Below are 24,456 nucleotides of genomic sequence, written 5' to 3' on the forward strand. Positions count from 1 at the left end.
GTTGGTCGCGTCTGATCAAGCAGTAAAATCCTGATACCAGCGCACGAGACTGATGAGCACCAGAAGCGCCCCTTCCCGTCGATTGATGCGCCAGCCGGTGCGAAGCATAACCAATACTAGCGCCACCATGCCCACAAGCACCATCAGCGAGGATTGCGCCTCACTGGAAACCGCCAGCGGGCGAAGCAGGGCGGTGAGGCCCAGCACCCCGGCAAAATTGAAGAAGTCGCTGCCGATGAGGTTGCCGAGCATCATGCTGCTCTTGCCCTTCACCGAGGCCGCGAGGCAGGTGACCATCTCGGGGAGCGACGTCCCGGCAGCCACCACGGTGACACCGACGACCCACGTGGAGACACCCAGAGCCAGCGCGATGCCCGTGGCCGCCTCGACCATGAAGTGTCCGCCAACGGCAATGGAGAGAAAGCCCCCCAGCAGCAGGGGGTAGTCATACCACTGGGCCGCGCGCTCGGGCAGTTCGTCAAGCTCGTCCTCGCCCGGAGACTCCTTGCGCACGCCAAGATACACGAGATAGCCCACCAACAGTGCCACCAGCGCGGCGCCGAAGGTGCGGCTCATCATCCCGGTGAAGGATACGGCGTAGATGGCCGCGGTGGTCAGGAACAGGAGCATGCCGTCGCGGTAGACGATGCGCCTGTTGGAGGTCAGCGGCTTGATCATGGCCATGATGCCGAGGATGAAGCCGAGGTTGAAAATGTTGGACCCGACCACGTTGGACAGGGAAATGGCTTCCTCGCCCTTGAAGGCCGCGTTCAGCGTCACCAGAAACTCCGGCGCCGAAGTGCCGAAGGCGACCACGGTCAGTCCGATCACGAGCTCGGAGATGCCCCATTTGCGGGCGATGAGCGATGCCGAAGTCACAATCCAGTTGGCGCCGAACCAGAGCATGGCGGCGGCCAGAAGGAATTCAAGAATGTATAATGTCATCGTTGTGAAAATGCCATGACCGACCGCCTGTGGCAACCGGATTCGGCCGTTATTGGGCGTCCCCGGCCTGCTTGCGCTCGTCCTTCCACGGCTTGACCTCGTCCGGCGCGGGCTCGGCCCAGCCCAGCGGCGTCACGCGGGACGGAATCACCCGCAGTTCCTCCACGTGGTCCCCGGTAGCGGCGCTCACGGTCACCGGCTCGCCGGTCTCCTCGAAGTGTCTGCGGGCCTTGGTGGAATACGACGCAGTGAACGCCGCGGCGTCCCGCACGTCTTCCGCGGAGGGGTGGCCCTCGTCGGTGGGCCGCATGATGGCCACCGGCCCCGGAAAGCCCACCGTGCGCAACAGGATGTCCCCGTCGCCCGCCAGCTTCTCCAGCCGGTTGTTGTCCGCCTTCTTGCGTCCCATTGCCAGCCACAGCGGACCGGCCCAACACTGACGGCCCGTCTGCGACAGCCGGAAATCGCCGGGAGTCGGCAACGCCTTGGCCTGCATGAGCCGGATGAAGCGCGCAGAAGACTCGGACTCCGCCAGCACGCAGCCGCCCGCGGGCGAAGGAATCTTCGTGAAGCCGTAATGCTCCGCCAACTCCAGCTGAGGCTTGCGCGAGCGTCCCTTGAACCCGAGCAGCCGCTCGCGGTCCACAAGCCCCTCCTTCTCGACCACCGTCTCCTTCATGCTTTTGGCACAAAGCGGACGCAGCAGCCGGTCCTGAACACCGGCGTCCTTGAGGATCGTCGAAAGCGCGTCGCGACGCTGCGACATGGGGCGCTGCCCGATCACCTCACCCGAAACAAGGAAACTCGCACCGTGCTCGTCCAGCAGCGCCGCGGCCTTGCGCAGCATCATGATCTTGCAGTCCACACAAGGATTCAGCCACTTGCCGAACCCGTGCGCCGGACCGTCGACCATCATGCGCACATAATCCTTGGATATATCAATGTTGATCGACTCAATGCCGTACTCCGAGAGCCACTCGTCCTGCAACCACGGTTTGCCGAAGAACGGCGTCGTAAAATGAAGCCCGAGAATGTCGAGCCCCTGATCCTGAAGCACCTTGATCGCCAGAAGCGAGTCCAGCCCGCCGGAAAGCAGAGCCAGTCCGTCATATCGTTTCGTCATGCGCGGACCCTTACCCGAGGTTTTCCATGCTGGCAAGGTCGGGATTGGTCGCCGGAAAGGGCCTCCGGCGGCTCACCGAGGGCCCTCCGGGGGCTTAAGAACCCTTTTGCAAAAGGGTTCTTAAGGATCTCCCAAAAACAATTGGCTTGCCAAGCCGCTTAGAGGCTTTCCGAAAGCCAAAGAGCGTGGGCGGCTTGGCGGGTGGACTGGTGGCGGTTCTTGGTGTTGGGGAACAGGAAACGCCTAAGTCGTGCCGGGGGCCATTCAAGAAATGCAAGCGCAGATCTTCGTCAGCAGTGTTGCAGTCAGGACGCGGGGGCGATCGCATGAGTTCAGCCGTTGCGCCCCCCCGCGAAAGGCTGGAACTTCCAATGGGAGCCCGTCCCTTTGGTCCGCCCGAGTCGGAGGCATGGATGAACACTCGATGAAAAGAGGGGATTCTGTGAAACCCGACACAACCTCTTCCGTTGGAGAGAGTAATCGGTTCGGCTTGCTTGGAAGCTCGAGGGGAAACTCGACAAAACAAATCGAAGAGGGGGTTAAAAGGGAGCATGTGCAGCAACAGCGTGCGCTGCGACCTGGGCAATGAGCCGGAAAGGCAGGCGGATTCAGGCTGCCGTGTTATGGATCGGTTGCAAGCAGGTATTTCCGTTTCGATGCGCGTGGAATTGCCAAAGCTCGTCATCATTCTTTCGTTCGGCACGCCATGTTTCTGGGGTGCGGCATCCTTTGTTACCCGGATTTGAGGGTTCCGATATGGGGAAGAACGGGGTTCGAAGTCGGTAAATTTTTCATTTGATAACAATGTGTTGAGCGTCAAGCGTGGCGCTGGCTTGTGAAATCAGGCACAACTTTGTTGACACGGCCTCCGTTCAAAGATAGACCTCTCTCAGACGATAAAAATGTCGACAATTGACATTCGCCATTTCAACAAAACCGGATACACCGATTGAAGGAATGATCAAAATGAGCGCGAACAAGACGATTGAGACCTCCAATGCCCCGGCTGCTATCGGCCCCTATTCTCAGGCCGTGGTGGCCGGCGATCTGCTGTTTACTTCGGGACAGCTGCCCCTTGATCCCGCCACGGGAAAAATGCCCGAGGGGAGCATCGAGGCGCGTGCCCACCAAGTCTTCAAGAACTTGAGGGCCATTGCCGAAGAGGCGGGAACCACGCTGGACAATGCCGTGAAAACGACGGTTTACCTGGCTGACATCGCGGACTTTCAGGCTGTCAACGCCGTGTACGGCGAATATTTCAAGGCTCCGTTTCCGGCCAGAAGTGCATTTCAGGTCGCTGCTCTGCCTCTTGGTGCAGATGTGGAAGTGGAAGCCATTTTTAACCTCAAATAATCCCAACTTACTGAGGAGAGTTCAATGAACCTCGCCCAATTCTCAAGACGCGGCTATGTGACCACCCCGACCCCGATCGAAGCGGCTCCGGCCTTTTCCGAGGCGCTCGGCGGAAAGGTCAACATTTTCATCAAGCGCGACGACCTGCTGCCCGGTTGTGCCGGCGGCAACAAGACCCGCAAGCTCGACTTCTGCATTGCCGACGCTCTCGACAAGGGCGCCGACACCATCATTACTTGTGGTGCGGTTCAGTCCAACCACTGCCGCCTGACTCTCTCCTGGGCGGTCAAGGAAGGTCTCGACTGCCACCTGATCCTCGAAGAGCGCGTGGCGGGAAGCTACTCCCCCGAGGCTTCCGGCAACAACTTCCTGTTCCAGCTGATGGGCGTGAAGAGCATCACGGTGGTCCCCGGCGGATCCGACATGATGGGAGAAATGGAGAAGCTGGCAGGCAAGCTCTCCGATGAAGGCAGGAAGCCCTACATCGTTCCCGGCGGAGCGTCCAACACCATCGGTGCCACCGGGTATGTCGCCTGCGCTCAGGAAACCCTTGAGCAGCTTTTCGAGGCGGGGCTGAATATGGACCACATGGTTGTCCCCAGTGGCTCCGCGGGCACTCACGCAGGCGTGGTCGTCGGCATGGTCGGCTGCAACGCCAACATCCCGGTCAGTGGCGTCAACGTCAGCCGTCCCAAGGATGTTCAGGAAGGCATCGTCCACAAGCTCGCCGAAGAGACCGCCGAGCGCGTGGGCGTCAAGGGCGGCATCCCGGCCGAAGCCGTGGAGTGCTTTGACGCATACGTCGGCCCCGGTTATTCCCTGCCGACCGAGAGCATGGTTGAGGCCGTCAAGCTCCTGGCTTCCACCGAAGGCATTCTCCTTGACCCGGTCTACTCCGGCAAGGCCATGGCGGGACTGATCGACCTCGTCCGCAAAGGGCACTTCCCCGAGGGCTCCAACGTGCTGTTCCTGCACACCGGCGGCTCCCCGGCGCTCTATGCCTACCTTGACACCTTTCGTGATTAATTCATTTAGGCCCGCGCATTGCGCGGGCCTATCAATAATGGCTGTTGAATCCGGTATACGGCAACGTTAAACCATTCCAACACGGGATGATTAGAAAAATCTGAGGAGTGAGAGTATGTCCCGCATGAAAATCTTGTTCATCGCTCTTGTGGCCTTCCTTGCCATGAGCACCTCCGCGATTGCAGGCCCCACTGTCATCAAGCTGGCACACCCCAACGTTCCCCAGCACCCCATGGGTCAGGCCTTTGAAAAGTTCAAGGAGCTGGTTGAAGAGCGTACCGACGGCGAATTCCGTGTCGATATCTACGACAGCTCCAAGTTCGGCAACTTTGACGCAGTTGTTCAGGGCCTGCAGTTCAACATGCTGCAGATGGGCTCCGCTTCCACCCCGAATCTGGCTCCGTTCTCCGACGAATTTCTGATTTTCGACCTCCCCTTCCTGTTCCCGGATTACAAGTCCACCGACAAGATCACCGACGGTCCCATCGGCATGCACGCTGCCAAGGCTCTGGAAAAGACCGGCATCGTGGGACTCGGCTACATCGAGATCGGCTTCCGCAACCTCTGGAACAACCAGCGCACCGTCAAGACTCTGGAAGATGCCGAAGGGCTGAAGATCCGCTCCACCCCCTCCAAGGCGCACATCGCCACTCTCAAGGCCCTTGGCATGAACCCGACCCCCATCTCCTGGGGAGAGGTCTACACCGCCCTGCAGCAGAAGACCGTCGACGGCATCGACATCGACCTGAACCTCGCATGGCACAACAACTTCCCTGAAGTGAACAACAACCTGACCATCGTCAACAGCCTTTACAGCCCGCACCTTGTCATGATGTCCAAGAAGTTCCTGGATAGCCTCTCCGCCGAAAACAGGGAGATCATCCTCGACACCTTCCAGGAGTGCAAACTCTACGAGCGCAAGCTCATCCGCGAAGGTGAGAAGGAAATCATGAAAAAGCTCGCTGACAAGGGTGTGACCGTCTACACCCTGACCCCCGAAGAGCGCGCCCGCTGGGCCGAAGCGACTGCAGGTGTCTACGAGCAGTTTGAAGAGCGCATCGGCAAGGACCTTATTGAGAAAGCCAAGGCAACCATCGCCGGCAACTAAAGCCTCTGTCGGCCGCCGGTTGCACCTCTTCGCCGGCGGCCGACCTTTTCAGGAGATCCATTGTGAGTGCCGTGAACAAAACTTTTTTGGAAAGGGTTGAGGAAGTCGTGTCCTCGACCTGTCTGGCGGGGATGACGCTGATCATCGCGGTTCAGGTTTTTCAGCGCTATGTTCTGCAGAGCTCTTTGGACTGGTCCGAGGAACTCGCCCGTTACCTCTTCATCTGGTCCGTCTATGTCGGTTGCAGCTTCGCGACGCAGAAAGATCGCCACCTTGAAGTCACCATCATGCGGAACCTGTTCGGGGCCGGTGTGGCAAAGTGCGTCACTATAGCCGCATACCTCTGCACCATAGCCTTCTGCCTGTTCGTTGCCTACTGGGGAACCCAGATGGTCGACTTCCTTGCCGGAACCGGACAGAAAACACCCGCGCTGGAAATTCAAATGTACTGGGTGTTCCTAAGTGTCCCCGTCGGCATGGGCCTTATGGCTCTGAGAACGGTCCAGCGTCTTTTTGCCATCTTCCGTGGTGAGGTCGATTTCACCACCATGACCTGCAAGTAAACGAGTTTTTTTCATGGATACCGCAATAATCCTGACATTTGTCTCTCTGGCGACGTTTCTGTTTCTGAGCGTTCCCATCGGTGTGGCCATCGGCCTCAGTGTGATCGTGGGCATATCGGCAGGGGGGATGCTGCCCTATGAATTCCTTATCCAGAAGATGGTTACATCCCTTGATGTCTTTCCGCTCATGGCTGTTCCGTTTTTCATCATGGCGGGCGAGATCATGCAGAAAGGAAGCATGGCGCAGAGGCTGTTGACCGTCTCCAAAAGGCTCGTCGGTCACATCACCGGCGGCATGGCGCATATCTCCGTTCTCACGAGCATGTTCTACGGCGCCCTGTCCGGATCCGCCCCGGCCACCGTTGCGGCTGTCGGCGGCATCATGGTTCCGTCCATGGAAAAGGAGGGCTACAGCAAGTCCTTCTCCACGGCCGTGAACACTGCTGCCGGATGCCTTGGCGTCATGATTCCGCCCAGCGTACCTCTCATCATCTACGGAACGACTGCCGGTGTTTCCGTCGGCGATCTGTTCATTGCCGGCATCATCCCGGGCCTCTTTGTCGGCGGCTGCCTGATGCTTTGCAGCTACGTGCTGTCCAAGCGCTACGGCTATACCGGCTCCGGCCAGCGTGCCACCCTCAAGGAGATCGCCATCTCCTTCAAGGATGCGATCGTGGCCCTCATGGTTCCGCTCATCGTACTGGGCGGCATTTACGGCGGCCTGACCACGCCGACCGAGGCCGGGGTCATCGCTGTCCTGTACTCCTTCGTGGCGGAAGGGCTGGTGCTGCGGACCCTTTCCTGGGGCAAGGTGCTGGAAATCTTCAGGGGCACGGCGCTGACTACCGCTTCCATCTTCCTTGTGGTCGCCACGGCCACCGCTCTGGGGCAGATTCTCCTGTTCTACAACGTGCCGGACATGCTGGTGAAAGTGCTTGTCGGCATATCCGACAACAAGTATGTACTGCTTCCCATCATTCTGGTGTTCCTGCTGATCATGGGCACCTTCATGGACGCGCTCGCAAACATCCTCATCCTGACGCCCCTGCTGCTGCCCGTGGTCAAGCATCTCGGCATGGACCCGATCCATTTCGGCATCGTCATGATCGTTTGCGCCTCCATGGGCTTTTTGACACCGCCCGTCGGGGTGAACCTCTTTGTCGGGTGCAGTATAGGCAACATCAGCATAGAAAAGCTCAGTACGGCCGTCCTGCCATTCCTGTTCACAATGATTCTGGCATTGCTGGCCATAGTCTTTGTCCCGCAGTTGGCACTCTGGCTCCCCGGAATCTAATACAAGAAACTCCCCGCTGCCTCGCCCGGCAGCGGGGAGCAGTCGGAACGCAGATATGAAAATACGACCTTCCCGCGACGCTCAAAGCCTCCTTGCCATCTCCGGTCATGCCGGAGTCGGCCACATCCACAGCCACCTCGGCTTTGTCCAGGACGATTCCGCAGGGTTTGCCGTAGCGGTCGCAGTCATGAAAGAGGCGTTCCCGGTGGATACCACCATCGACCTTGTCAGGGCCGATACCGCCACCGGCGAAATCGTGGTCCAGACACGAAGCGGCGGCAAGGGGACTGCCACCCCGCGCAGGGGGCTTACTCCTCATGAATCCGAACTGCTGGTCCGCGCCATGGGGCAGGACGCCGCATACAGCCAGGCCACTGCCTTCAAGGTTTTTGGCCGGATATACGGGCAGGGCGTCCTCGAGACCCCAGTGGCCTTTCAGGCGGCCTGCTGTCTCGCAGTCATGGACTCGTTCCGAAAGCGGCACCCCGGAGCATTCGTTTCCGGCGTGGAGGACATGCCCGGCAAGGGGGGAGGATGCATCGGGACGCACGTAACCATCAACGACACGCCGGTGGCCGTCATGGCTCTGGTCAATGCCAGTCAGGGCGGCATTGGTCCGGATGAAGACCTCGAGGGCAACATCATGCTCGGCGACAAAGGACGAGCCATGAAAGACCTTGGTCTGGACCGACTCCCCACGATCGTTCTCGAGAGCAAGGCTTATGTCCCGTCAGTCTGCCGGGGTATGGAAAATGATTGCATGTGGATTCGCACCAACGGGGAAGTCGACAACTCGTTTGTTTACGACGCGCTGGTCTCCGGGGCGGAAGCCGCGAAGCTGCCCTTTATCGCGTCGGACAAGGCGTACCCGCGTCACACTGGTGAAATGGCCGAAGCCACGGCGAAAATGGGCGAACGCATCGTTGACCTCGGGAAACGTTTTTCGCAGGCGGAGACCGCTGCACGGAAAGTGGACATCATGTCGGAACTCGCACTCCTCGTCAGTCAGGACGCGGGCGGCGTCACTTTCATGGGGGCTCAGATGCATGACCACGTCGCCGGTGGCGGCATCATCCCCGGAACGGCGGCGGTTCTCTCCATGGCCGTTTCCGAACCGTACATCGAAGAATGGAAGATTCCCGCGTTCTGTCCGAAAGACACCGAAAAGTACGTTCGCGTACTGGCCGGTGCCGTCGAGAAACTGGCTGAAACGGCAGAGGACGCCCGAAGGCAGTTGGAGGACCGTTTCGACTTCGACGAAGAGTCCTACGAGTTCCTGTTCAGACAGGATGAAGCGTGATGTTGGAAGACTCACTGTGCGCTGCTGCCGGAACTTCGCAGGCGGCAGCGTATGAAACGAATGCTTTTGCTGAAGAGCGAAGCCCCGTCATCGGGCTTTTCGATTCGGGTGTAGGCGGATTGTCCGTATTGCAGGAGTTGCTCAAGCGGTTCCCGGCGTTCGACTACCTCTATCTGGGAGACACCGCCCGGGTTCCGTATGGCACCCGAAGCGTGAAGACCATAACCCGGTACTCCCTGCAGGCTGCGCAATTCCTCGTGGACCGGCAGGTGGATGTGATCGTCATGGCATGCAACACCGCCTCTTCGGTCGCCCTGCGCGCCACGCAGCAGGCATATCCGGCCCACCTCACCGTCGGGATGGTGGAAGCTGGAGCACAGGCAGCAGTGGAGGCCGCCGCTCGCGGGAAAATCGCGGTCATCGGCACGGAGTGCACCGTCACGACGAAAGCGTATGAACGGCGGATTCTCAGGAGCACGCCGACGGCGGAGGTTCACTCCACCCCCTGCCCCTTTCTGGTTTCTCTGGCGGAAGAGGGGTGGACGGAAGGGTATGTGGCAGAGAAGGCCCTGCGACGGTATCTGGAGCCACTGTTTCAAAGGTTTCAGGGGAGCCGGCCGGACTGCCTCGTGCTCGGGTGCACCCATTTCACCCGCTTTCGATCGGTCATCGAGCGCATGGTCCCGCCAGGCGTTTCGCTGATCAACCCGGCAGAAAGGCTGGGGCAGCTGCTCGAGGAGTACATGCCTTCCCGGCGCAGGGAAAAGAGAGCGGCAGGCGGGGATGTGAAATATTACGTGACGGATGCGTGCGCCCGTTTTGCCAGAGTCGGGGAGCTGTTTCTGGGGCGATCCATAAAAACAGAGTCACTGCTGCCCGTAAGCCTCGACAGTATATGAACAAGCCTGTAGATATACGAGCTCAATCAATATGATAAAGAATCATGAGACCCTCGATTACTTCGGTTCAGGAGAAGCCATGCCCGGGATCAAAAAGCTTACCTATAGCGGACAGGTCGCCGAATATATCAAGCAAGCCCTCCTCAACGGCGAGCTGTCTCCCGGCGACCAGATCAAGGAGATCGCTCTCTCCGAAAAACTCGGCGTCAGCAGGGCTCCCATACGCGAGGCTCTTCAGATTCTTGCGAGAGAGGGCTTGATCCAGTCCGAGCCGCAAAAGGGCAAGCAGGTCGTGGCGCTGACGGCCAAGCAGATCGAGGACAGCTACTTCACAGGTGGCGTCCTCGAAGCGGCCGCCGTCACTCAGGCGCTGCCTTTCTATACCGACGAGGACATTGCCGAGCTGGAGCGGATTGTCGAAGAGATGCGTCAGGTGGCGCAGTCCGGGCCGACCCCGGAACCGTTGGCGCAGCTGGACAGCAGCTTCCACAACATACTCTTTTCCCGCATCGACAACGAACTCCTCATAGAGCTTTGCCGGCGTTCCTGTCAGGGCATCTCGAAATTTCTCCTCTACAAGTACTGGATAGCCCTGTATACGCCCCAACAGGTTTACGAACGGCACCTTGCCATCCTCGAGACGCTGAAGGCCGGCAAGCCCGCCAAGCTGGAACGAACCATTCGCAATCACTACATCGAATCCGGCAAACGGATGGCGAAGTACGGGGTTGACGTCCATCAGGAAGAGTAGACAGCCAGCCCATCTCCTTTCCGCTCCATGAACCTGCGACACTGACAGCGGAACCCCTGCGGTTCTGCTGTGGGCCCGCCTCATGCCTGTCAAAACCGAGTCGACAGAAATACAATGCGCATAGCAATCAACGGATTTGGTAGAATCGGACGCTATCTGGCGCACCTCCTGGCCAGCGAGCAGGCCCTGCAACTGGTGGCGGTAAACGACATAATGCCCGCAGACGAGGCAGTGCATCTGTTGAAGTACGACTCTGTGCACGGCCGCTTTCCCGATGCGGAATTGCTTGCCCCGGATATCATCAGGGTTGGCGGGGCGACCATCCGCTATTCCCGCCGCTCCCCCGAGGAATGGGACTGGCGTTCCGATGGCGTCGATACCGTGGTTGAATCGACCGGAATATTCACGAAACGGCGAGATGCCGAGCGACATCTGCAACGCGGAGCCGGGCGAGTGGTCATCGCGGCCCCGTCTGAGGGCGCCGACGTCACGGTGGTCATGGGGGCCAACGACGGCGACCTCCGCAGCGAACACCGCGTCATCTCCAACGCCTCATGCACGGCAAACTGCCTGGCCCTGCCTGTCCGGCACATTCTGAGGCGATTCGGGATCGTCCACGGCAACATGACCACGGTTCATCCCTACACGATGCGTCAACGGCTGCTGGACGGAAGCCATTCCGATACCCGCCGGGCCCGCGCGGCGGCAATGAATATTGTCCCGACCCCGGTCGGCGCGCACAAGACGGTCGAAAAAGTCATCCCGGAACTCAAGGGGAAGCTCTTCGGTACAGCTCTTCGAGTCCCTGTTGCCAGCGTTGCCCTCATCGATCTCGTCTGCGAACTCGAAACGCCCACGACTACCGACGAGGTCCGTGCCATCCTGCGCAATGCTGCCAGCGAGCATCTGGGCTACAGTTCAAAGCCGCTCGTCTCGTCCGACTTCAATGGCTCCACTTACGGTTCCGTCGTCGACGAAGAGCTGACACTCGTCACCGACGGCACCATGCTTCGGCTTCTGGCGTGGTATGATAACGAGGCAGGCTTTTCCAACCAGCTGGTCCGCCTTCTGAAGGCAATGCAGACACTGAAAGTGTCCGCGAAGCAGGAAGGGTAAGGCCGACAAGCCCCGGTCCGGCCAGTAGATCGCTGCAAGGCAGTGATTCCATTCTTTTTGCATGGCTCTTCAGCTCGGCATGACATACAAAAGGGGGCCTTTGGCCCGCCGGGAGGGGCCGCCGGAACCCGCCGAAATTCAATGATCAATAAAAAAGGGAGCATCCGCGGATGCTCCCTTTTTTTTGAATCATGGGAATCTTTTCTAAATGACGTCCCAGGTGGCGCCTTCGGGAGTGTCTTTGACCTCCACGCTCATGGCTTCGAGTTCCTTGCGGATGGTGTCGGCTCGCTCGAAGTCCTTGTCTTTGCGTGCCTGCTGGCGTTCATCCAGCTTGGTCTGAATGACGGCCGGGTTTATTTCCTTTCGTTCGGCGCGTTTGTCGCGGAGTTCGGTGAGGAACTCTCCGGGCTCACGGCCGAAGACGCCAAAGACCTGCGCCCATACCGCGACGTCTTCGCGGATGCGGGTCCAGAGATCGCGTGCGCCTTCGGACTGGCGCAGCTTCTTGTCTTCGGCCACGCGTCCGGCGAGGCGAACGGCATTGAACAGCTGGCCGAGGGCGGCGGCGGTGTTCATGTCGTCTTCCATGGCTTCGGTCCACTTGGCTTCGATGTCGGCCAGCTCCTGGGTGAGTTCTTCGGGGAAGGGGGATTTCTTCCATTTGGCGCGACCGAGGGCGGTCTCGATCTGGTCGAGGGCGGTGTAGACGCGCTTGAGTCCTTTCTCTGCCTCTTCCAGCGCTTCGAAGGAGAAGTCGAGCGGGCTGCGGTAGTGCATGGTCAGCAGGAAATAGCGCAGGGTCTCGGGCAGAAACTGGGCGAGGATGTCGCGGATGGTGAAGAAGTTGCCGAGGCTCTTGGACATCTTTTCCGAGTTGATGCGCACGAATCCGTTGTGCACCCAGTAGCGGGCGAAGGCTTTGTCGGTGGCGGCTTCGGACTGGGCGATCTCGTTTTCGTGGTGCGGGAACGCCAGGTCCTGCCCGCCGCCGTGGATGTCCAGCGGCAGAGGAGCATATTTTTCACTCATGGCCGAGCACTCGAGATGCCAGCCGGGACGGCCGGGGCCCCACGGGGAGTCCCAAGAGGGCTCGTCGGGCTTGGCGGCTTTCCAGAGGGTGAAGTCGAGAGGATCCTCCTTCTTTTCACCGGGCTGAATGCGGGCGCCCGACTCAAGCTCGTCGATCTGGCGGCCGGAGAGTTTGCCGTAGCCGTCGAAGGTGCGCACACGGAAATAGACGTCGCCGTTGTCCGCGGCGTAGGCGTGCCCCTTTTCGATGAGATGCCGGGTCAGTTCGATCATCTCGGGGATGTGCTGGGTGCACTTGGGTTCCACTGTGGCCCGTTCCACGTTGAGGCGGTCCATGTCCACGTAGAATTCCTGAATGTATTTCTCGGCCACTTCGCCGGACCCCATGCCGGTCTCGTTGGCGCGCTTGATGATCTTGTCGTCGATGTCCGTGAAGTTGCGGATGAAGGTGACGTCGTAGCCCCGGTGCTTGAGGTAGCGGTACAGGACGTCGAAGACCACACTGGAGCGGGCGTGGCCGATGTGACAGAGGTCGTAGGCGGTGATGCCGCAGACGTACATGGAGACGTCGTTGCCGTTCGCCGGGGTGAACTCCTGTTTCTTCCTCGCCAGGGTGTTGTAGAGTTTCATCGTATTGCTCCGTTTATGGCTATTTGGATTTATTGACTTTTGATTCGTTTTTCACCGTGACTTCAAGGGCCAGCATCCGGGCGATTCGCTCCGGAGAGTTGCCCATGTAGAAGTAGAGCCACGGGACGGGCTCCGGCGGCGCGGTGCTGAGTCTGAGCGTGCCGCCGTCTTCGAAGAAGCGTCCGAGGTCGGCGTACGCTTCGGCCATGATGGGCTGTTGCCGGCCTTCGGCGCTGCGAGCCAGCAGGTCCAGCGATGCGGCGAAGCGTTCGCGTCGTTCCTCTTCCGGCCCGGCGACCAGTGCCAGGGAAAGCCGGTCCAGCAGCCCGCCGTCGGTGAAGCGCATCCTGCTTTTGCCCACCTGAAGGCCCACGAGGTCGGCAAGGCCGAAGGTCTCCAGTTCGATGTTGTGCAGGCCGATCGAGCCCTCGAGGTCGCCGATGCCTTTCAGGTCGGCGGCCATGCGTTTGACTCGCAGGGAGTTGTCGCCCTTGTCGTATTTGTAGTCAAGGGCCAGATCCCCGCGGACGCGCTCGAGGCGCATGCCGGATGCGAGCGCCGAGGCCCAGCCCAGCAGCTGCGGGTCGAGGGCGAAGTCCGCCCCCTGCACCTCCACGTGAGCGAAGTGGGGAGGCCGGTTCTTGTGGTCCAGATCAATGAAGTCGATGCGCTCGGCGCTGTACTCCCGGCCGTTCCAGACCGCCTCCATGCCGTCCATGGACACGGAGCGCTTCAGAAGATTCACGTTCAGGGTCTGCCAGCTCACCTCGGCCCCGTGCGACTGTGCCGCCTGACGGATGCCCTTTTCCACCTGCGACTGCACGAACCATTTCAGCCCGCCGTACAGGGCGGCGATGACCACGAGTGCGATCAGCAGAATCTTTATGCCGCGGTTCATGCGAGCCTCCGGACGGCGCTGACGCAGGCCACGGCCTTGATGCCTTTCTTCTCGCCGGTGAAGCCGAGTTTTTCCTCGGTGGTGGCCTTGAAGTTGACGAAGGATTCATCCAGCCCGAGCAGGCGGGCCACGTTGCGGCGGATGCCCTTGGCGTGCGGGGCCAGCTTCGGGGTCTGGGCAATGACGGTCAGGTCGGCGTGGACGATGCGAGCTCCGGCCTTCATGGCCATGAGCTGCACTTCCTTGAGCAGGACGCCGCTGTTGGCGCCGTCGAAATTCGGGTCGGTGTCAGGGAAGTGGCTCCCGATGTCGCCGCCGCCGAAGGTGCCGAGGATGGCGTCGGCAAGGGCGTGCAGCAGCACGTCGCCGTCTGAGTGGGCATGTATGCCGGGGCCGCCGGGAATCGCTACGCCGCCAAGAACCAGCGGCCGTTCGCCTCCGAAGCGGTGTACGTCGTATCCCCAGCCGGTCACGCTGAGTTCGGCCACGGGTTCCTCCAGCCGTTTCAGGTCTTCGGGGGTGGTTATCTTGCAGTTGCCGATCTCGCCGGGGACCGTGACCACCGTTCCGAGCCGTTCCACCATGCTCGCGTCGTCGGTGACTTTCCAGTCTTCCTCCACGGCGCGGCGGTGGGCCTCCTCGAGCGGGTGGCGATGGAAAGCCTGCGGTGTCTGGACCGCGCGAAGCTCGGCGCGCACCAGCGTTTCCGAGACAGTGGCTCCCTCTACGCGCTTGACGGTGTCCGTCACTTCCACGGCCGGAATCGCGCCGTCGGCATCCCCGTCGAGCGCATCGAGCAGCGCGGTGATGAGGGAGGCCGTGGCGAACGGACGGGCCGCGTCGTGCACGAGTACGGTGTCGCATTTACGGTCGAGTGCGGCAAGGCCGTTTCGGACTGAATCCTGACGCCTTGCACCGCCTTCGACGACACTGAAGGGCAGGCCAAGGTCTTCCTCGGCGTTGAGGCGTTCGACTTCGGCGCGCATTCGTTCGGCGTCGGCGGGCGGAAAAACGAAAACGAGACCGCGCAGGGCGGCGACCCGGGAAAAGGTGCGCGCGCTCAGCCAGAAGAGCGGTACGCCCGCATGGGACAGGTACTGCTTGGGGACGCCGCCTGTGGCGTCGGCCATGCGTGAGCCGCTGCCTGCGGCGAGGATCACGGCCGTGGGATGGGCGGGCTTTGCCATTGGTGTTTTTCACCTCGGTTGCTGCCTGCAAAAACGCGCGGGGGACCGGAGCCCCCCGCGCGGGTCTGTCAAGCGGAGCCGGACTGTAAGCCGGGTTCTGTGTCCCCGTGAAGGGGTGACCACCATTCATCTAGGACGACGATTACTCGCCGTCTCAAGCAACCTACCCGGAAGCCTCGGTCGGGCCGACCTCAAGCGCTTCCCTATTTGGTTTTGCTCCGGACGGGGCATACCTGGCCGGGCATGTCGCCATGCCCGCCGGTGGGCTCTTACCCCACCGTTTCACCCTTACCTTCCGGCGAGCCGGAGGGCGGTCTGCTTTCTGTTGCGCTTGCCGGGGATCGCTCCCCCTGGGAGTTACCCAGCGTCCTGCCCTGCGGAGCCCGGACTTTCCTCCCCGGAATACACCGCGGCGGTGGTCCGTCCGACTCCATGATATCATTCGCCGTCGAACGGCGTTGGTCTCGATCTAGTCTGCCGTGCTAACGTGCTCGGACCAGAAGATGAGGCGCTGGCAGTTGGGGCAGGAGAGAATCTGCTTGCCCTTCTGCAGCTCATTGTATTCCTGCGGCGGAATCTTGATGTGACAGCCGGTGCACACGGACTCTTCCACAGCCACGATGACCGGGTTGTCCAGACGCGAGCGGATGAACTCGTAACGGCCGAGGATCGGCGGCGGCACGACTTCGCAGGCCTTGGCGCGTTTCTTCTGAAGGGCGTCGAGCTGCTTCTGGGCCTGCGCAACGCGTTCGTCGAGGGTGGTCTTCTTGGCGTCGTACTCTTTCTGCACTTCGTCCATTTCCTCGCCCACCTGACGGACCAGCTCGGCCTGACGGGCCAGCTCTTCCTTGACGGCCTCGTATTCTTCCTCGCGCATGCGGTTGAGCTTTTCCAGGCTGTCCATCTCGCGCATCATGGCGTGATACTGCTTGGTGTTGTCCACCAGCATCAGCTTGTTCTTGCTCTTTTTGATCTTGGCGTCGTCTTCCTCGATCTCGCCGCCCAGCTTGTTGCGCTGTTCGTCGAGCAGGTTCAGCTTATCCTCGATCTGCTCCTTGCGGGCGCGGAAGCCTTCGAGCTGCTCTTCGAGGGCGGCCAGCTCACGCGGGGCCCTGCCGATCTCTTCCTCCAGCACGAGGATCTCGTCATCCACCTGCTGCAGCACCACAAGCTGTTCGATCTGTTTCTGGTACATGTTGATACCTCTCGATTATATTTGGAAAATTAACCGTCTTTATTCTTCGCCACCGACCAGCGGAACGGGTCCTCGCCCGGGAAGAAGCGGACTTCCACGCCTTCCAGTGCGGCTCCCAGCTCCGCGGCGAAGCGGCGCATCATCTCTTCTTCTATGGAAAAGTGTCCGGCGTCAATGATGCAGACCGAACCCTCGGTACCGGCGTCCACCGCCGGATGGTATTTCATGTCGCCGGTGACGAACACGTCCGCCCCGGATGCGCGGTTCGCCAGCGAGGAACCGGAGCCGCCGCAGTAGGCGACGGTGCGCACCGTTTCCGGACGCGGCCCGCAGTGGGGCAGGTAGCGCCGTCCGGTGAGGTCGTGCAGGCGCTGCATGAAGTCGTCGAAGGAAAGCTCCTCCGGCAGCTCGCCCGCCTCGCCAAGTCCGGCCACCGTCCTTGGTTCAACGAGCTCGCGAATGTAGAATTCGGGCCGCTCCCCCTGACCGAAGGCGATGGCCTCGGACACGAAGGGCCATGCGTCGCGCTCCACGATGAGCCGCACTTCGCCCGCGGCGCTCTGCGACACGCTGTGCACGCCTTCACGGTCCGCCCAGCGTTCGCCGTCTTCGCGGCCCAGCGGCTTGGGGGCGTAGAAGGAGACCTCGATGGGCGTGGTCGCCGTGCCCGGCTCCAGCACCCTGCGGTTCTGCAGGCCCAGATCGTCCCCGAGCCAGAAGGCGGGGCCTTCGGGGGCGGAGTCGAGCGAGGTGTGCGCGGCATACAGCCATGCGTCGGCGCGGATGCAGGCCCGCAGGACGTCGAGATAGGCGCCGCCGGTGGGCGCCTTGGGCTTCATGTACAGCGGGTGGTGGGTCACCACGAGGGAAGCCCCCCAGTCAAGACAGCGCGCTACCGCCTCGGGAGTGGGCTCCAGCGTCACCGCCACCTTGTCCGCTCTGTCGGCCACGCCGGAAACCTGCACCCCGGAGTTGTCCCATCCGGCCTGCAGTTCTTCGGGTGCCAACGAACGCACGATATTGAGAACAGCCTGAATTTCCATGAAATTTATTCCTGCGTCGAAAAGAAGATGCTCCTATCGGGCATTTCCCTCAAGGAGCATCGAATCATCTCATATCAGCATAGAGCCTTGTTCCGGATGCGGCGCGGGATTCGCTTCACGCTCATGGGCACGGTTCTCGTTCCCCCATGGTTGAGGGGTTAGGGGTGGTGGGCCAACCAGGATTTGAACCTGGGACCGACCGGTTATGAGCCGGTGGCTCTGCCAACTGAGCTACTGGCCCACTCCGCAAGAACAAAACCCGATATCCGGGAAAAGCCTGTTTGTCAAGCGTTCGTTACGCAATGTCCGACCGGATGCGTTCAATGACCGAGGTGGTCGAATACCCTTCAAGCAGCGGAATACTTAGCACTTTTCCGCCGTCAGCCGCCACCACGTCGCGTCCGACGATCTTCTCCACCGGCCAGTCTCCGCCTTTTACCAGAATCTGCGGACGCACGGCCCGGATCAGCTCAAACGGAGTGTCCTCATCGAAGATGATCACGAAATCCACGCAGGCGAGCCCCGCGAGCACGAAGGCGCGCGCGTCCTGTCCGTTGACGGGGCGATCGTCGCCCTTGCCGAGCCTGCGCACCGAGGCGTCGCTGTTCAGCCCCACCAGGAGCGCGTCTCCGAGCTGCCGGGCGCGCTGCAGGTAGTCCACGTGGCCGGGGTGCAGCAGGTCGAAGCAGCCGTTGGTGAACACGAGCCGCTTCTCGGCTAGCTCCTCGCGCTTGGCGCGGAACTCGGCCACGGTCAGGACCTTGGGGCTGGCGGGCACATTCATGCTAGACTCTGGGCTTGAGGTTGCCGACCGGACCGAGGAGCAGCAGCTCCAGCCAGTCCATGCCGAATTCCAGCGCGGCCTCTTCGTTTTCGACCACGGCCTTCTGGCGTTCCTCGTCTATTTCCACTCGTTCGAACAGCTTCATGTCCTGCGCGAACTGCTGGAAGTCGTCGATCTGGTACAGGCAGAGCATGATCATCTGGACCATGCGGTCATTGAGCATGCGGCCGGACTGGTTCACCTGCGACATGATGTGCATGTAGCGGTCGTTGAAACGGATGTAGTCGTCAAAGCCCTGATCCGCGAACCATTCGTCGGTGTCCCACTCGTCCGGTTCTTCAAAGCCGCGACAGTGATCCTCGCGCACCACGAAGAACTGTTCTGTGACGCCGCCTTCTCCGTCGGGGCGCGCGGCGCGTCCCAGCGGGTAGGTGCGGCATGCGCCCGGGCGGTCCGGGTAGACGGAGCAGCCTTGCTCGCGGACGTAGGGACAGCTGCGTCCCGCGGTGTCGGTCATGCGCAGGTGCAGCAGGGGAAAGTGGCTTCCTTCGGACTTCTGCGCGTCCACGAAGGAGTGGATGAAGTCGCGACTGGACATGTCGAGGCTGCGGCGCAGGCGAAGCACGTCGTACGGGGCGAGCACGAGGTTCAGGTCGCTGCAGCACTTGTTGAAGCACTTGATGCCCGGGTAGCAGCGAAAGTTTATTTTTTCGCCCGGCTTGAGTTCGGGCAGGCTGTCGAGAAAATCCTTGGTCTGGTCTTCTTGGCTCATGAAACCTCCGGGAAGCGCCATGCTCCCGTCTTTTTTGAGACGCGAATAGATGTCGCGGACATGTTTGTCAAATTTACCGGGCCGAAACATCCAGCATCAGGCCCAGATGCGCTGCTTTTTCCCGCAGGTCCTTCAGCAGCCGCTCGCGACCTGCGTGCTCCAGTTCCCGGAGTTCCTCGTTGGGGTGCAGCGCCTGCAGCTTGAACTTGTTGCCCAGCGCGTTGCCCTCGGCCTGCGGGGAGCTATGGCTGGCCATGCCGCTGCGCTTGCGGTGCCGCACCGCGAGGTGCCCCTGATAGACGGCGTACCCGCCGTTCTTCAGCAGGCGGATGTCGTGCTCAAGGTCGTCGTACTGCGACGGTGAGAGCCGGATGTCGAAGCCGCCGGAGGAGCGCAGGGTCTCTGTCCGGAAGAGGTGGCAGCACCCGGTCACCGAGTCGCAGGGGCGCATGTAGTCGAACAGGCCCGCGTCCAGCGTCTGCACGAACAGGCCGGGGTCGCCGGTACCCTGATTCTCCGGGATTTCCAGCTGATGGTCGGCGTGCTGGATTATGGCGGGGTTGGCGTGGTCCACCACCTTGCATCCCCAGACCGCCGCCTCGGGATATCGCTGCACGGCCGCGCCGAGGCGTTGCAGCCAGTCCGCGGGCAGGTCCACGTCGTCGTCGAGGTAGCAGAGAAAGTCGTATCCGCGCTCCAGCGCCTCCTTGAGCAGCCAGTTGCGGGCCACGGCCGCGCCCGTGTTCACGGGCAGCGAGATGCGCGTGAAGCTGTCCCCCCGCCGGGCGTTGAAGCGGTGTTCCCACTGTTCGAGAACGGTGGCGGTTCCGTCGTCCGAGCCGTTGTCCAGCACGAGCAGATCCGGGTCGTCCCCGGCGCGAAACAGGGAGCCGAGGGTGGCGTCAAGGTCCTCCCGCTTGTTCCATGAGTAGAGCAAGACTGCAGTGCGGCCGAGCAATGCCGCCCGTTCGAGGTCCACGCTGCCGAGAAGGTCGTGCAGTCGCAGCAGCAGGCCCGCGTTCCACGGCATGGCCTTGAAGGCCTCCATGAGCCACAGGGCGGCCTCGTCGCGGTACCCCTCGCGGGCAAGCCGCAGGCCTGCGTGCATGGCGCCCCAGCCCCTGCCGAAGACGGGATCGCCCTGCACCACCAGCGGGTCGGGCTCGCAGGGCGTGCCGCGGAAACGTTCGATTTCTTCGCGAAGGGGAACCTGGGCCTTGTCTGCGGGGCCGCCGGTGAGCGGAGGCAGCAGGCTCTCCACGAAGTCGGGGTCGTTGTCGACTAGCCCGAAAAAGGCCGCCTTGGAGGCCCAGAAGAGATTCTCCGGGTCCGTGGCGGCCTGTCTGGCGATGAATTCCTTGATGCGCCGAAAGTCCTTCTTGCCTGCCAGCCTGTTGAGGTGGTCCGCGCTTCTGGGCTCGCGCCAGAGGTCCTTGACCGCCTGAAGCGTGGCCACGGTTTCGTCCGGAAGCAGTCCGGACACTTCCGGAGAGCGCAGCATCTGTTCAGCGAACACGCCGTCCAGCGGATTTTCGGAGAAAGCCGTGGTCAGGGCGCTGCCTGCCACCGGGTACAGCTCCTGGTCGCCGGAGGCCAGCGCGGCGCGCGCCACCTTGAGCAGGTGCGTGCGGCCGGTAAAGCCCTGCGCCAACAGGTGCGACAGCTCCTGCGGCAGGCTGTTCCAGAATTCGAGCACCGGGTTATCCGTCATCCGAAACCTCCTCGATGTTCAGAGCGGAGAGCGGGCGTTGCCCCATGTACACGCGCACGAGGTTCATGCCCTTGGCCTGCCGCGTCATGAGCGTGCGCACGATGCGACGGTTCACCCGGCCCATGTCCATGCGCAGGTCGCGGTCCTCGCAGAGTTGCCGGATGCGCCGGGCGATGCATTCTGCGTCCTCGTCGCCGCAGATGAAGCCGTTGACGCCGTCGCGTACCAGCTCCGGCATCCCGCCAACACGGGTCACCACGGCGGGCAGGCCCGCATCGAAAGCCTCCAGCAGGGTGTTGGGCAGACTCTCCTTGCGCGATGGTACCACGATCAGATCGGAAGCGCGAACCTGCTCCAGCGTCTCGGCGTGTTCCAGTACGCCGGTCAGGTTCAGGCGGTCCGGCGTGGCGGCTGAGACCACGCCGTCGAAGCGCTTCATCTCGGATTCGCGCACGCCGACGGCCACGAACTCCACGTCGCGCGCATCCTGTTTGCAAAACTCTTCCATGGCGCGCAGAAAAACGTCGAACCCTTTCACCGCGGCCGCGTTGCCGATGTACAGCACGCGCACGCCGCGCTTCTTGCGTTCGCGCACGCCGCCGAGATCAGGGCCGTTGTAAGCGTTGTAGACCACGGCCAGCCGTTTCTTCGGGATGCGCTTTTTGCGAAGCACGTCAGCGCACATGACCGAGTTACAGACCACCGCGTCAGCCGGAGCGGTCCAGAGAAAGAAGACGTCATTGGGCCGGGAGATGACGCCACGGTTGATGAACAGCTTGAATCTGCCGCCCATGAGCCGGGCCAGCGACCCGAGCTTGTAGGCGCGGTTGTGAAAGGTGTGCACCACGTCGACGTCGTGCTCGTGCGCAAGCCGCTTGAGATGCGAGGCACCCGCCAGCGGCCTGTCGAAGCCGTCGTACTCAAAGACCTGGGCGCCCGCGCGCTCCATTTCAGCCTTGAGCGGGGAGTCGGGCTTGAGCAGCGCCAGTGTGCGCAGGCCGAGGTCGCGCATGGCCTCGGCGTTGTTGACCATCTGTCGCGAGCCGCCCGAGAGCTTGGAGGAGTCGGTTGCGTAGAGTACGCACTTGGGCGCGGGCTTTTTGGTGAAGCGCTTGAAGCAGACGGTGGCGCTGACGCGGTTGCCGTACATGCGAAGCCGCTGCTGCACCCACTTGCCGCTCTTGTTCCTGCCGACGCCCACGCGATGCATTTTGTATGGGTCACCGCCGCGGACGTTTGGGCCGCGCTCCAGCGTGAAGGACCCGGCGTATCCGGCCTCCTTGAGCGCGTTCATGGAAAGTTCGTCGAAATGGCCCCACGGCCAGCAGAAGAGCTGCTCGTCGAGGCCGTTGAGTTCGCGCACCCGTTCAAGGCTGTCGCGAAAATCCTTGAGACAGAATGCCCGCCGTTCCTGCTCGGGGCGAAGCCGGAACTGCGGCACGCCGTCCTCGCGCAGGGTGGGCCAAAAGCCGTCGTGGACATAGGCGCTGCCCACGTCGAAGACGGGCCAGCCCGGGTAGAAGCCGGGGTAGATGCTCCACGCGCCCCAGTGCGCTCGGGGGTCGCCCATGAGCCGGTTTCGGTCGAGGGTCCGGAAGGTTCCCTGATGCCGCAGGCCGTGGGAATGGATCTCCATGCCCATGGACAGCATCTCGGCGGTTTCGCCGGTGTTGATGAACTGGGCGTTGTTCCCGCTGCCGTAGGCGTCGATGAAGCACTGGCGCATGTGTTTTGGCTGCGGCATACGCTTCTCGTCGCGCGCCGGGGCGTCGTCCATGAAATCGGGCAGCACGAAAAAGCATCCGGTCATGCCGCGCTTGGCCAGCTCGGGCGCGATGACCGTGCGGCTGGAGATGTGGCCGTCGTCGAAGGTCAGGACCACGCGGCGTCCGTCGAGCTTTTTCTCGCCGCGCATGAAGGCCGCGAGATCGGCCGCGGTGGCGGTGGCGTATCCGGCGTCCTCGATGGCGTCGAGGTGTTCGCGGAACCGTTCGGCGCTCAGGCCGCCTTCGGGGCCGACGTCGTGGTAGCAGAAAACGGGTATGCTTTTGAAGGACATGTCTCTGGGGAGTCTCCCGGCGGTATGTCTCCGGCGGCAGGGGCTTGCCGTCGGGCATGGAATAGGTATCACGCCGCCGGAAACCGCGCAAGAAAGCGGGTTTTCCTCAAGGCTATTGAAATCGTGCGTGTTAGCGGCTATGAATTCGGAATCATGACGGCTAACACGGTCCTTTTCATCGCGGAACCGCAGGCCGTGACGGGCATCTTCCCCGCGCTCAGGGAGCAGGGGTTGCAGGCCGGTCTGGCCGATACTCTCAACGGCGCGCTCGGGTTCATTCGCAAATCCCGGCCGGCCGTGGTCTTCTGTCGTCCCCGACTGCAGGGTTTTTCCGCGTCGGACCTGCTCGGTCAGGCTGCTGACGATCCCGAGTTTCCGCCGGTGGTGGTCTTCTCGCCCAGCGGGTCCGCCGAGGAAGCGCGAGAATTCCTCGAACAGGGCGCACGCGATTACTGGCTGGAGCCGCTCGTCTGGGACAAGATTCGGCTGATTCTGCCTCAGGCCGCCCGGGATGCCGAGCCGGAACCCGAGCCGGAGCCGGCGCCCGTCGCCCCCGACGTCCCGCCCCCTCCGCCTCGCGGGGAGTCCAGATTCTCCATCATCGGCCAGCATCCGGCGGTCCTGCGAGTGCTGGCGCTCGCCAAGCGCGTGGCGCGCTCCAAGGCCACCGTGCTCATTTCCGGCGAGTCCGGTACGGGTAAGGAAATGTTCGCCCGCTACCTGCACCACAACTCCGACCGCGACGAGAGGCCGTTCGTGGCCATCAACTGCGCGGCCCTGCCCGAGCATCTGCTGGAGTCCGAGCTCTTCGGCCACGAAAAGGGCGCGTTCACCGGAGCCATCGCCCGCAAGCAGGGCAAGTTCGAGCTGGCCGACGGCGGCACCATCCTGCTGGACGAAATCACGGAGATGGACATGGGGCTGCAGGCCAAGCTGCTGCGCGTCCTGCAGGAATCCGAGTTCGACCGCGTGGGCGGAACCGAGACCGTGAAGGTGGACGTGCGAGTGCTGGCCACCACCAACCGTTCCATCGAGCAGACGGTGCGCGAGGGCAAATTCCGCGAAGACCTTTTCTACCGGCTGAATGTCATCCCGCTCAAGCTCCCGGCCCTTCGCGAGCGCGGCGAGGACGTGGTTCGGCTGGCCGAATTCTTTACCGCCAAATATTGCGCCGCCTACGGCATGGGCAGGCTGGCCTTCTCCGAAGACGCCAAGAACTGGCTCATGGAGTACGAATGGCCCGGCAACGTGCGCGAACTGCAGAACCTCATGGAGCGCGCCGTGCTGCTGGCCGGGGACGGGCCCATCCGCCGCGACCATTTTCTGATGGACGACGTGGAGTGGGTGCCCGACGACCTCGACGAGATGCAGCAGGCCGGGGAAGAGGCCGCCCCCCCGGAACCGCACAGCGCGGAAGAAGCGCTCTCGGTCATGCCGCTGCATGAGATGGAGAAGAAGCTCATCCTCAAGAGCCTTGACGAAACGCAGGGCAACCGCACCCGCGCCGCCGAAATGCTCGGCATCTCCGTGCGTACGTTGCGCAACAAGATCAACGAGTACAAGAAGCTGGGCATCAGCCTCTAGCCGGGCCACGCCAGCCCCTTGAGTTGCCGGATCGCTCCGGTGTCGACCGCTTGCGTTCAAGGCGGTCGGGGTCTCGTCATGGC

General features: G+C 61.9%; 22 protein-coding genes, 1 tRNA gene and 1 other RNA gene. 11 read left to right on the forward strand and 13 right to left on the reverse strand.

The features are described from left to right. Positions 1–15: 15 nt before the first annotated feature. Positions 16–945, reverse strand: a complete 930-nt coding sequence (locus tag BR24_RS02360) for a calcium/sodium antiporter (RefSeq protein WP_496539906.1) — start codon at positions 943–945, stop codon at positions 16–18. Positions 946–994: 49 nt separating this feature from the next. Continuing rightward, entirely contained in the window at positions 995–2,068 is a 1,074-nt protein-coding gene (locus BR24_RS02365; protein WP_496539907.1) for a tRNA(5-methylaminomethyl-2-thiouridylate) methyltransferase, read from the reverse strand. Between the two features lie 551 nt (positions 2,069–2,619). Here BR24_RS02365 and BR24_RS02370 point away from each other — a divergent pair. The 10 genes from BR24_RS02370 (at position 2,620) to BR24_RS02415 (ending at position 11,478) form a co-directional block, all read left to right on the forward strand. After that, positions 2,620–2,814: a hypothetical protein gene (locus tag BR24_RS02370; RefSeq protein WP_496539908.1), complete on the forward strand. Its 195-nt coding sequence runs from the start codon at positions 2,620–2,622 to the stop codon at positions 2,812–2,814. Positions 2,815–3,034: 220 nt separating this feature from the next. Then, the gene (locus tag BR24_RS02375) at positions 3,035–3,421 is read left to right on the forward strand and encodes a RidA family protein (RefSeq protein WP_496540350.1); all 387 of its coding nucleotides are present in this window, start codon (positions 3,035–3,037) and stop codon (positions 3,419–3,421) included. Positions 3,422–3,445: 24 nt separating this feature from the next. Further along, positions 3,446–4,447 carry a D-cysteate sulfo-lyase gene (gene cuyA, locus BR24_RS02380; protein WP_496539909.1) on the forward strand — a complete coding sequence of 334 codons (1,002 nt, stop codon included), beginning with the start codon at positions 3,446–3,448 and terminating at the stop codon, positions 4,445–4,447. A 115-nt stretch (positions 4,448–4,562) separates the two neighbouring features. After that, a complete protein-coding gene (locus BR24_RS02385; protein ID WP_496539910.1) occupies positions 4,563–5,555 on the forward strand; it encodes a TRAP transporter substrate-binding protein in 993 nt (330 codons plus the stop codon). Between the two features lie 131 nt (positions 5,556–5,686). Continuing rightward, positions 5,687–6,118, forward strand: a complete 432-nt coding sequence (locus BR24_RS02390) for a TRAP transporter small permease (protein ID WP_496539911.1) — start codon at positions 5,687–5,689, stop codon at positions 6,116–6,118. A gap of 13 nt (positions 6,119–6,131) precedes the next feature. Next, positions 6,132–7,412: a TRAP transporter large permease gene (locus BR24_RS02395; protein WP_496539912.1), complete on the forward strand. Its 1,281-nt coding sequence runs from the start codon at positions 6,132–6,134 to the stop codon at positions 7,410–7,412. 55 nt (positions 7,413–7,467) lie between these two features. Next, positions 7,468–8,712 carry a hypothetical protein gene (locus BR24_RS02400; protein WP_496539913.1) on the forward strand — a complete coding sequence of 415 codons (1,245 nt, stop codon included), beginning with the start codon at positions 7,468–7,470 and terminating at the stop codon, positions 8,710–8,712. Further along, positions 8,712–9,611 carry a glutamate racemase gene (gene murI, locus BR24_RS02405; protein WP_496539914.1) on the forward strand — a complete coding sequence of 300 codons (900 nt, stop codon included), beginning with the start codon at positions 8,712–8,714 and terminating at the stop codon, positions 9,609–9,611. The genes BR24_RS02400 and murI overlap by 1 nt, the downstream gene beginning before the upstream one ends. A gap of 79 nt (positions 9,612–9,690) precedes the next feature. Then, positions 9,691–10,362, forward strand: a complete 672-nt coding sequence (locus tag BR24_RS02410) for a GntR family transcriptional regulator (RefSeq protein WP_496539915.1) — start codon at positions 9,691–9,693, stop codon at positions 10,360–10,362. 114 nt (positions 10,363–10,476) lie between these two features. Continuing rightward, on the forward strand, positions 10,477–11,478 hold the full coding sequence (locus BR24_RS02415; protein ID WP_496539916.1) for a type I glyceraldehyde-3-phosphate dehydrogenase: 1,002 nt from the start codon (positions 10,477–10,479) through the stop codon (positions 11,476–11,478). Between the two features lie 204 nt (positions 11,479–11,682). On the opposite strand, the gene cysS is transcribed toward BR24_RS02415, so the two are convergent. The 11 genes from cysS to BR24_RS02470 all read right to left on the reverse strand — a co-directional run bounded on the left by cysS (position 11,683) and on the right by BR24_RS02470 (position 22,789). Continuing rightward, the gene (cysS, locus tag BR24_RS02420; RefSeq protein ID WP_496539917.1) at positions 11,683–13,140 is read right to left on the reverse strand and encodes a cysteine--tRNA ligase; all 1,458 of its coding nucleotides are present in this window, start codon (positions 13,138–13,140) and stop codon (positions 11,683–11,685) included. Between the two features lie 19 nt (positions 13,141–13,159). Beyond that, a complete protein-coding gene (locus BR24_RS02425) occupies positions 13,160–14,038 on the reverse strand; it encodes an aq_1923 C-terminal domain (RefSeq protein WP_496539918.1) in 879 nt (292 codons plus the stop codon). Then, entirely contained in the window at positions 14,035–15,225 is a 1,191-nt protein-coding gene (ispD, locus tag BR24_RS02430) for a 2-C-methyl-D-erythritol 4-phosphate cytidylyltransferase (RefSeq protein ID WP_496539919.1), read from the reverse strand. Before ispD ends, BR24_RS02425 begins: the two co-directional genes overlap by 4 nt. Positions 15,226–15,295: 70 nt before the next feature. Then, positions 15,296–15,657, reverse strand: an RNA gene (gene rnpB, locus BR24_RS02435) — RNase P RNA component class A. Between the two features lie 37 nt (positions 15,658–15,694). After that, positions 15,695–16,420 carry a zinc ribbon domain-containing protein gene (locus BR24_RS02440; RefSeq protein ID WP_496539920.1) on the reverse strand — a complete coding sequence of 242 codons (726 nt, stop codon included), beginning with the start codon at positions 16,418–16,420 and terminating at the stop codon, positions 15,695–15,697. A 29-nt stretch (positions 16,421–16,449) separates the two neighbouring features. Then, positions 16,450–17,463 (reverse strand): Nif3-like dinuclear metal center hexameric protein, encoded by a 1,014-nt coding sequence (locus BR24_RS02445; protein WP_496539921.1) that lies wholly within the window; start codon positions 17,461–17,463, stop codon positions 16,450–16,452. A 165-nt stretch (positions 17,464–17,628) separates the two neighbouring features. After that, positions 17,629–17,704: transfer RNA gene (locus BR24_RS02450), tRNA-Ile, on the reverse strand. Between the two features lie 54 nt (positions 17,705–17,758). Next, positions 17,759–18,247, reverse strand: a complete 489-nt coding sequence (gene rfaE2 / locus BR24_RS02455) for a D-glycero-beta-D-manno-heptose 1-phosphate adenylyltransferase (protein WP_496539922.1) — start codon at positions 18,245–18,247, stop codon at positions 17,759–17,761. 1 nt (position 18,248) lies between these two features. Further along, a complete protein-coding gene (locus BR24_RS02460) occupies positions 18,249–19,019 on the reverse strand; it encodes a YkgJ family cysteine cluster protein (protein WP_496539923.1) in 771 nt (256 codons plus the stop codon). Between the two features lie 73 nt (positions 19,020–19,092). Further along, entirely contained in the window at positions 19,093–20,730 is a 1,638-nt protein-coding gene (locus BR24_RS02465; RefSeq protein ID WP_496539924.1) for a glycosyltransferase family 2 protein, read from the reverse strand. Beyond that, positions 20,720–22,789, reverse strand: coding sequence for a glycosyltransferase (locus tag BR24_RS02470; protein WP_496539925.1), 2,070 nt, complete (start codon positions 22,787–22,789; stop codon positions 20,720–20,722). The genes BR24_RS02465 and BR24_RS02470 overlap by 11 nt, the downstream gene beginning before the upstream one ends. Before the next feature lie 153 nt (positions 22,790–22,942). Here BR24_RS02470 and BR24_RS02475 point away from each other — a divergent pair, with 153 nt between their 5' ends. Continuing rightward, complete coding sequence (locus BR24_RS02475; protein ID WP_496539926.1) at positions 22,943–24,373, forward strand: sigma 54-interacting transcriptional regulator; 1,431 nt, start codon at positions 22,943–22,945, stop codon at positions 24,371–24,373. Positions 24,374–24,456 lie beyond the last annotated feature (83 nt).

It is taken from the genome of Pseudodesulfovibrio halophilus DSM 5663 (genome assembly GCF_059568665.1).

Excerpts from the sequence above, each read along its gene's own strand:
- rfaE2 (WP_496539922.1), bottom strand. The coding sequence starts at position 18,247 with ATGAATGTGCCCGCCAGCCCCAAGGTCCTGACCGTGGCCGAGTTCCGC.
- murI (WP_496539914.1), top strand. The coding sequence starts at position 8,712 with ATGTTGGAAGACTCACTGTGCGCTGCTGCCGGAACTTCGCAGGCGGCA.
- BR24_RS02360 (WP_496539906.1), bottom strand. The coding sequence starts at position 945 with ATGACATTATACATTCTTGAATTCCTTCTGGCCGCCGCCATGCTCTGG.
- ispD (WP_496539919.1), bottom strand. The coding sequence starts at position 15,225 with ATGGCAAAGCCCGCCCATCCCACGGCCGTGATCCTCGCCGCAGGCAGC.
- cysS (WP_496539917.1), bottom strand. The coding sequence starts at position 13,140 with ATGAAACTCTACAACACCCTGGCGAGGAAGAAACAGGAGTTCACCCCG.
- cuyA (WP_496539909.1), top strand. The coding sequence starts at position 3,446 with ATGAACCTCGCCCAATTCTCAAGACGCGGCTATGTGACCACCCCGACC.
- BR24_RS02415 (WP_496539916.1), top strand. The coding sequence starts at position 10,477 with ATGCGCATAGCAATCAACGGATTTGGTAGAATCGGACGCTATCTGGCG.
- BR24_RS02425 (WP_496539918.1), bottom strand. The coding sequence starts at position 14,038 with ATGAACCGCGGCATAAAGATTCTGCTGATCGCACTCGTGGTCATCGCC.
- BR24_RS02410 (WP_496539915.1), top strand. The coding sequence starts at position 9,691 with ATGCCCGGGATCAAAAAGCTTACCTATAGCGGACAGGTCGCCGAATAT.
- BR24_RS02400 (WP_496539913.1), top strand. The coding sequence starts at position 7,468 with ATGAAAATACGACCTTCCCGCGACGCTCAAAGCCTCCTTGCCATCTCC.
- BR24_RS02370 (WP_496539908.1), top strand. The coding sequence starts at position 2,620 with ATGTGCAGCAACAGCGTGCGCTGCGACCTGGGCAATGAGCCGGAAAGG.
- BR24_RS02445 (WP_496539921.1), bottom strand. The coding sequence starts at position 17,463 with ATGGAAATTCAGGCTGTTCTCAATATCGTGCGTTCGTTGGCACCCGAA.
- BR24_RS02470 (WP_496539925.1), bottom strand. The coding sequence starts at position 22,789 with ATGTCCTTCAAAAGCATACCCGTTTTCTGCTACCACGACGTCGGCCCC.
- BR24_RS02390 (WP_496539911.1), top strand. The coding sequence starts at position 5,687 with ATGACGCTGATCATCGCGGTTCAGGTTTTTCAGCGCTATGTTCTGCAG.
- BR24_RS02375 (WP_496540350.1), top strand. The coding sequence starts at position 3,035 with ATGAGCGCGAACAAGACGATTGAGACCTCCAATGCCCCGGCTGCTATC.
- BR24_RS02475 (WP_496539926.1), top strand. The coding sequence starts at position 22,943 with ATGACGGCTAACACGGTCCTTTTCATCGCGGAACCGCAGGCCGTGACG.
- BR24_RS02440 (WP_496539920.1), bottom strand. The coding sequence starts at position 16,420 with ATGTACCAGAAACAGATCGAACAGCTTGTGGTGCTGCAGCAGGTGGAT.
- BR24_RS02395 (WP_496539912.1), top strand. The coding sequence starts at position 6,132 with ATGGATACCGCAATAATCCTGACATTTGTCTCTCTGGCGACGTTTCTG.
- BR24_RS02460 (WP_496539923.1), bottom strand. The coding sequence starts at position 19,019 with ATGAGCCAAGAAGACCAGACCAAGGATTTTCTCGACAGCCTGCCCGAA.
- BR24_RS02365 (WP_496539907.1), bottom strand. The coding sequence starts at position 2,068 with ATGACGAAACGATATGACGGACTGGCTCTGCTTTCCGGCGGGCTGGAC.
- BR24_RS02385 (WP_496539910.1), top strand. The coding sequence starts at position 4,563 with ATGTCCCGCATGAAAATCTTGTTCATCGCTCTTGTGGCCTTCCTTGCC.
- BR24_RS02465 (WP_496539924.1), bottom strand. The coding sequence starts at position 20,730 with ATGACGGATAACCCGGTGCTCGAATTCTGGAACAGCCTGCCGCAGGAG.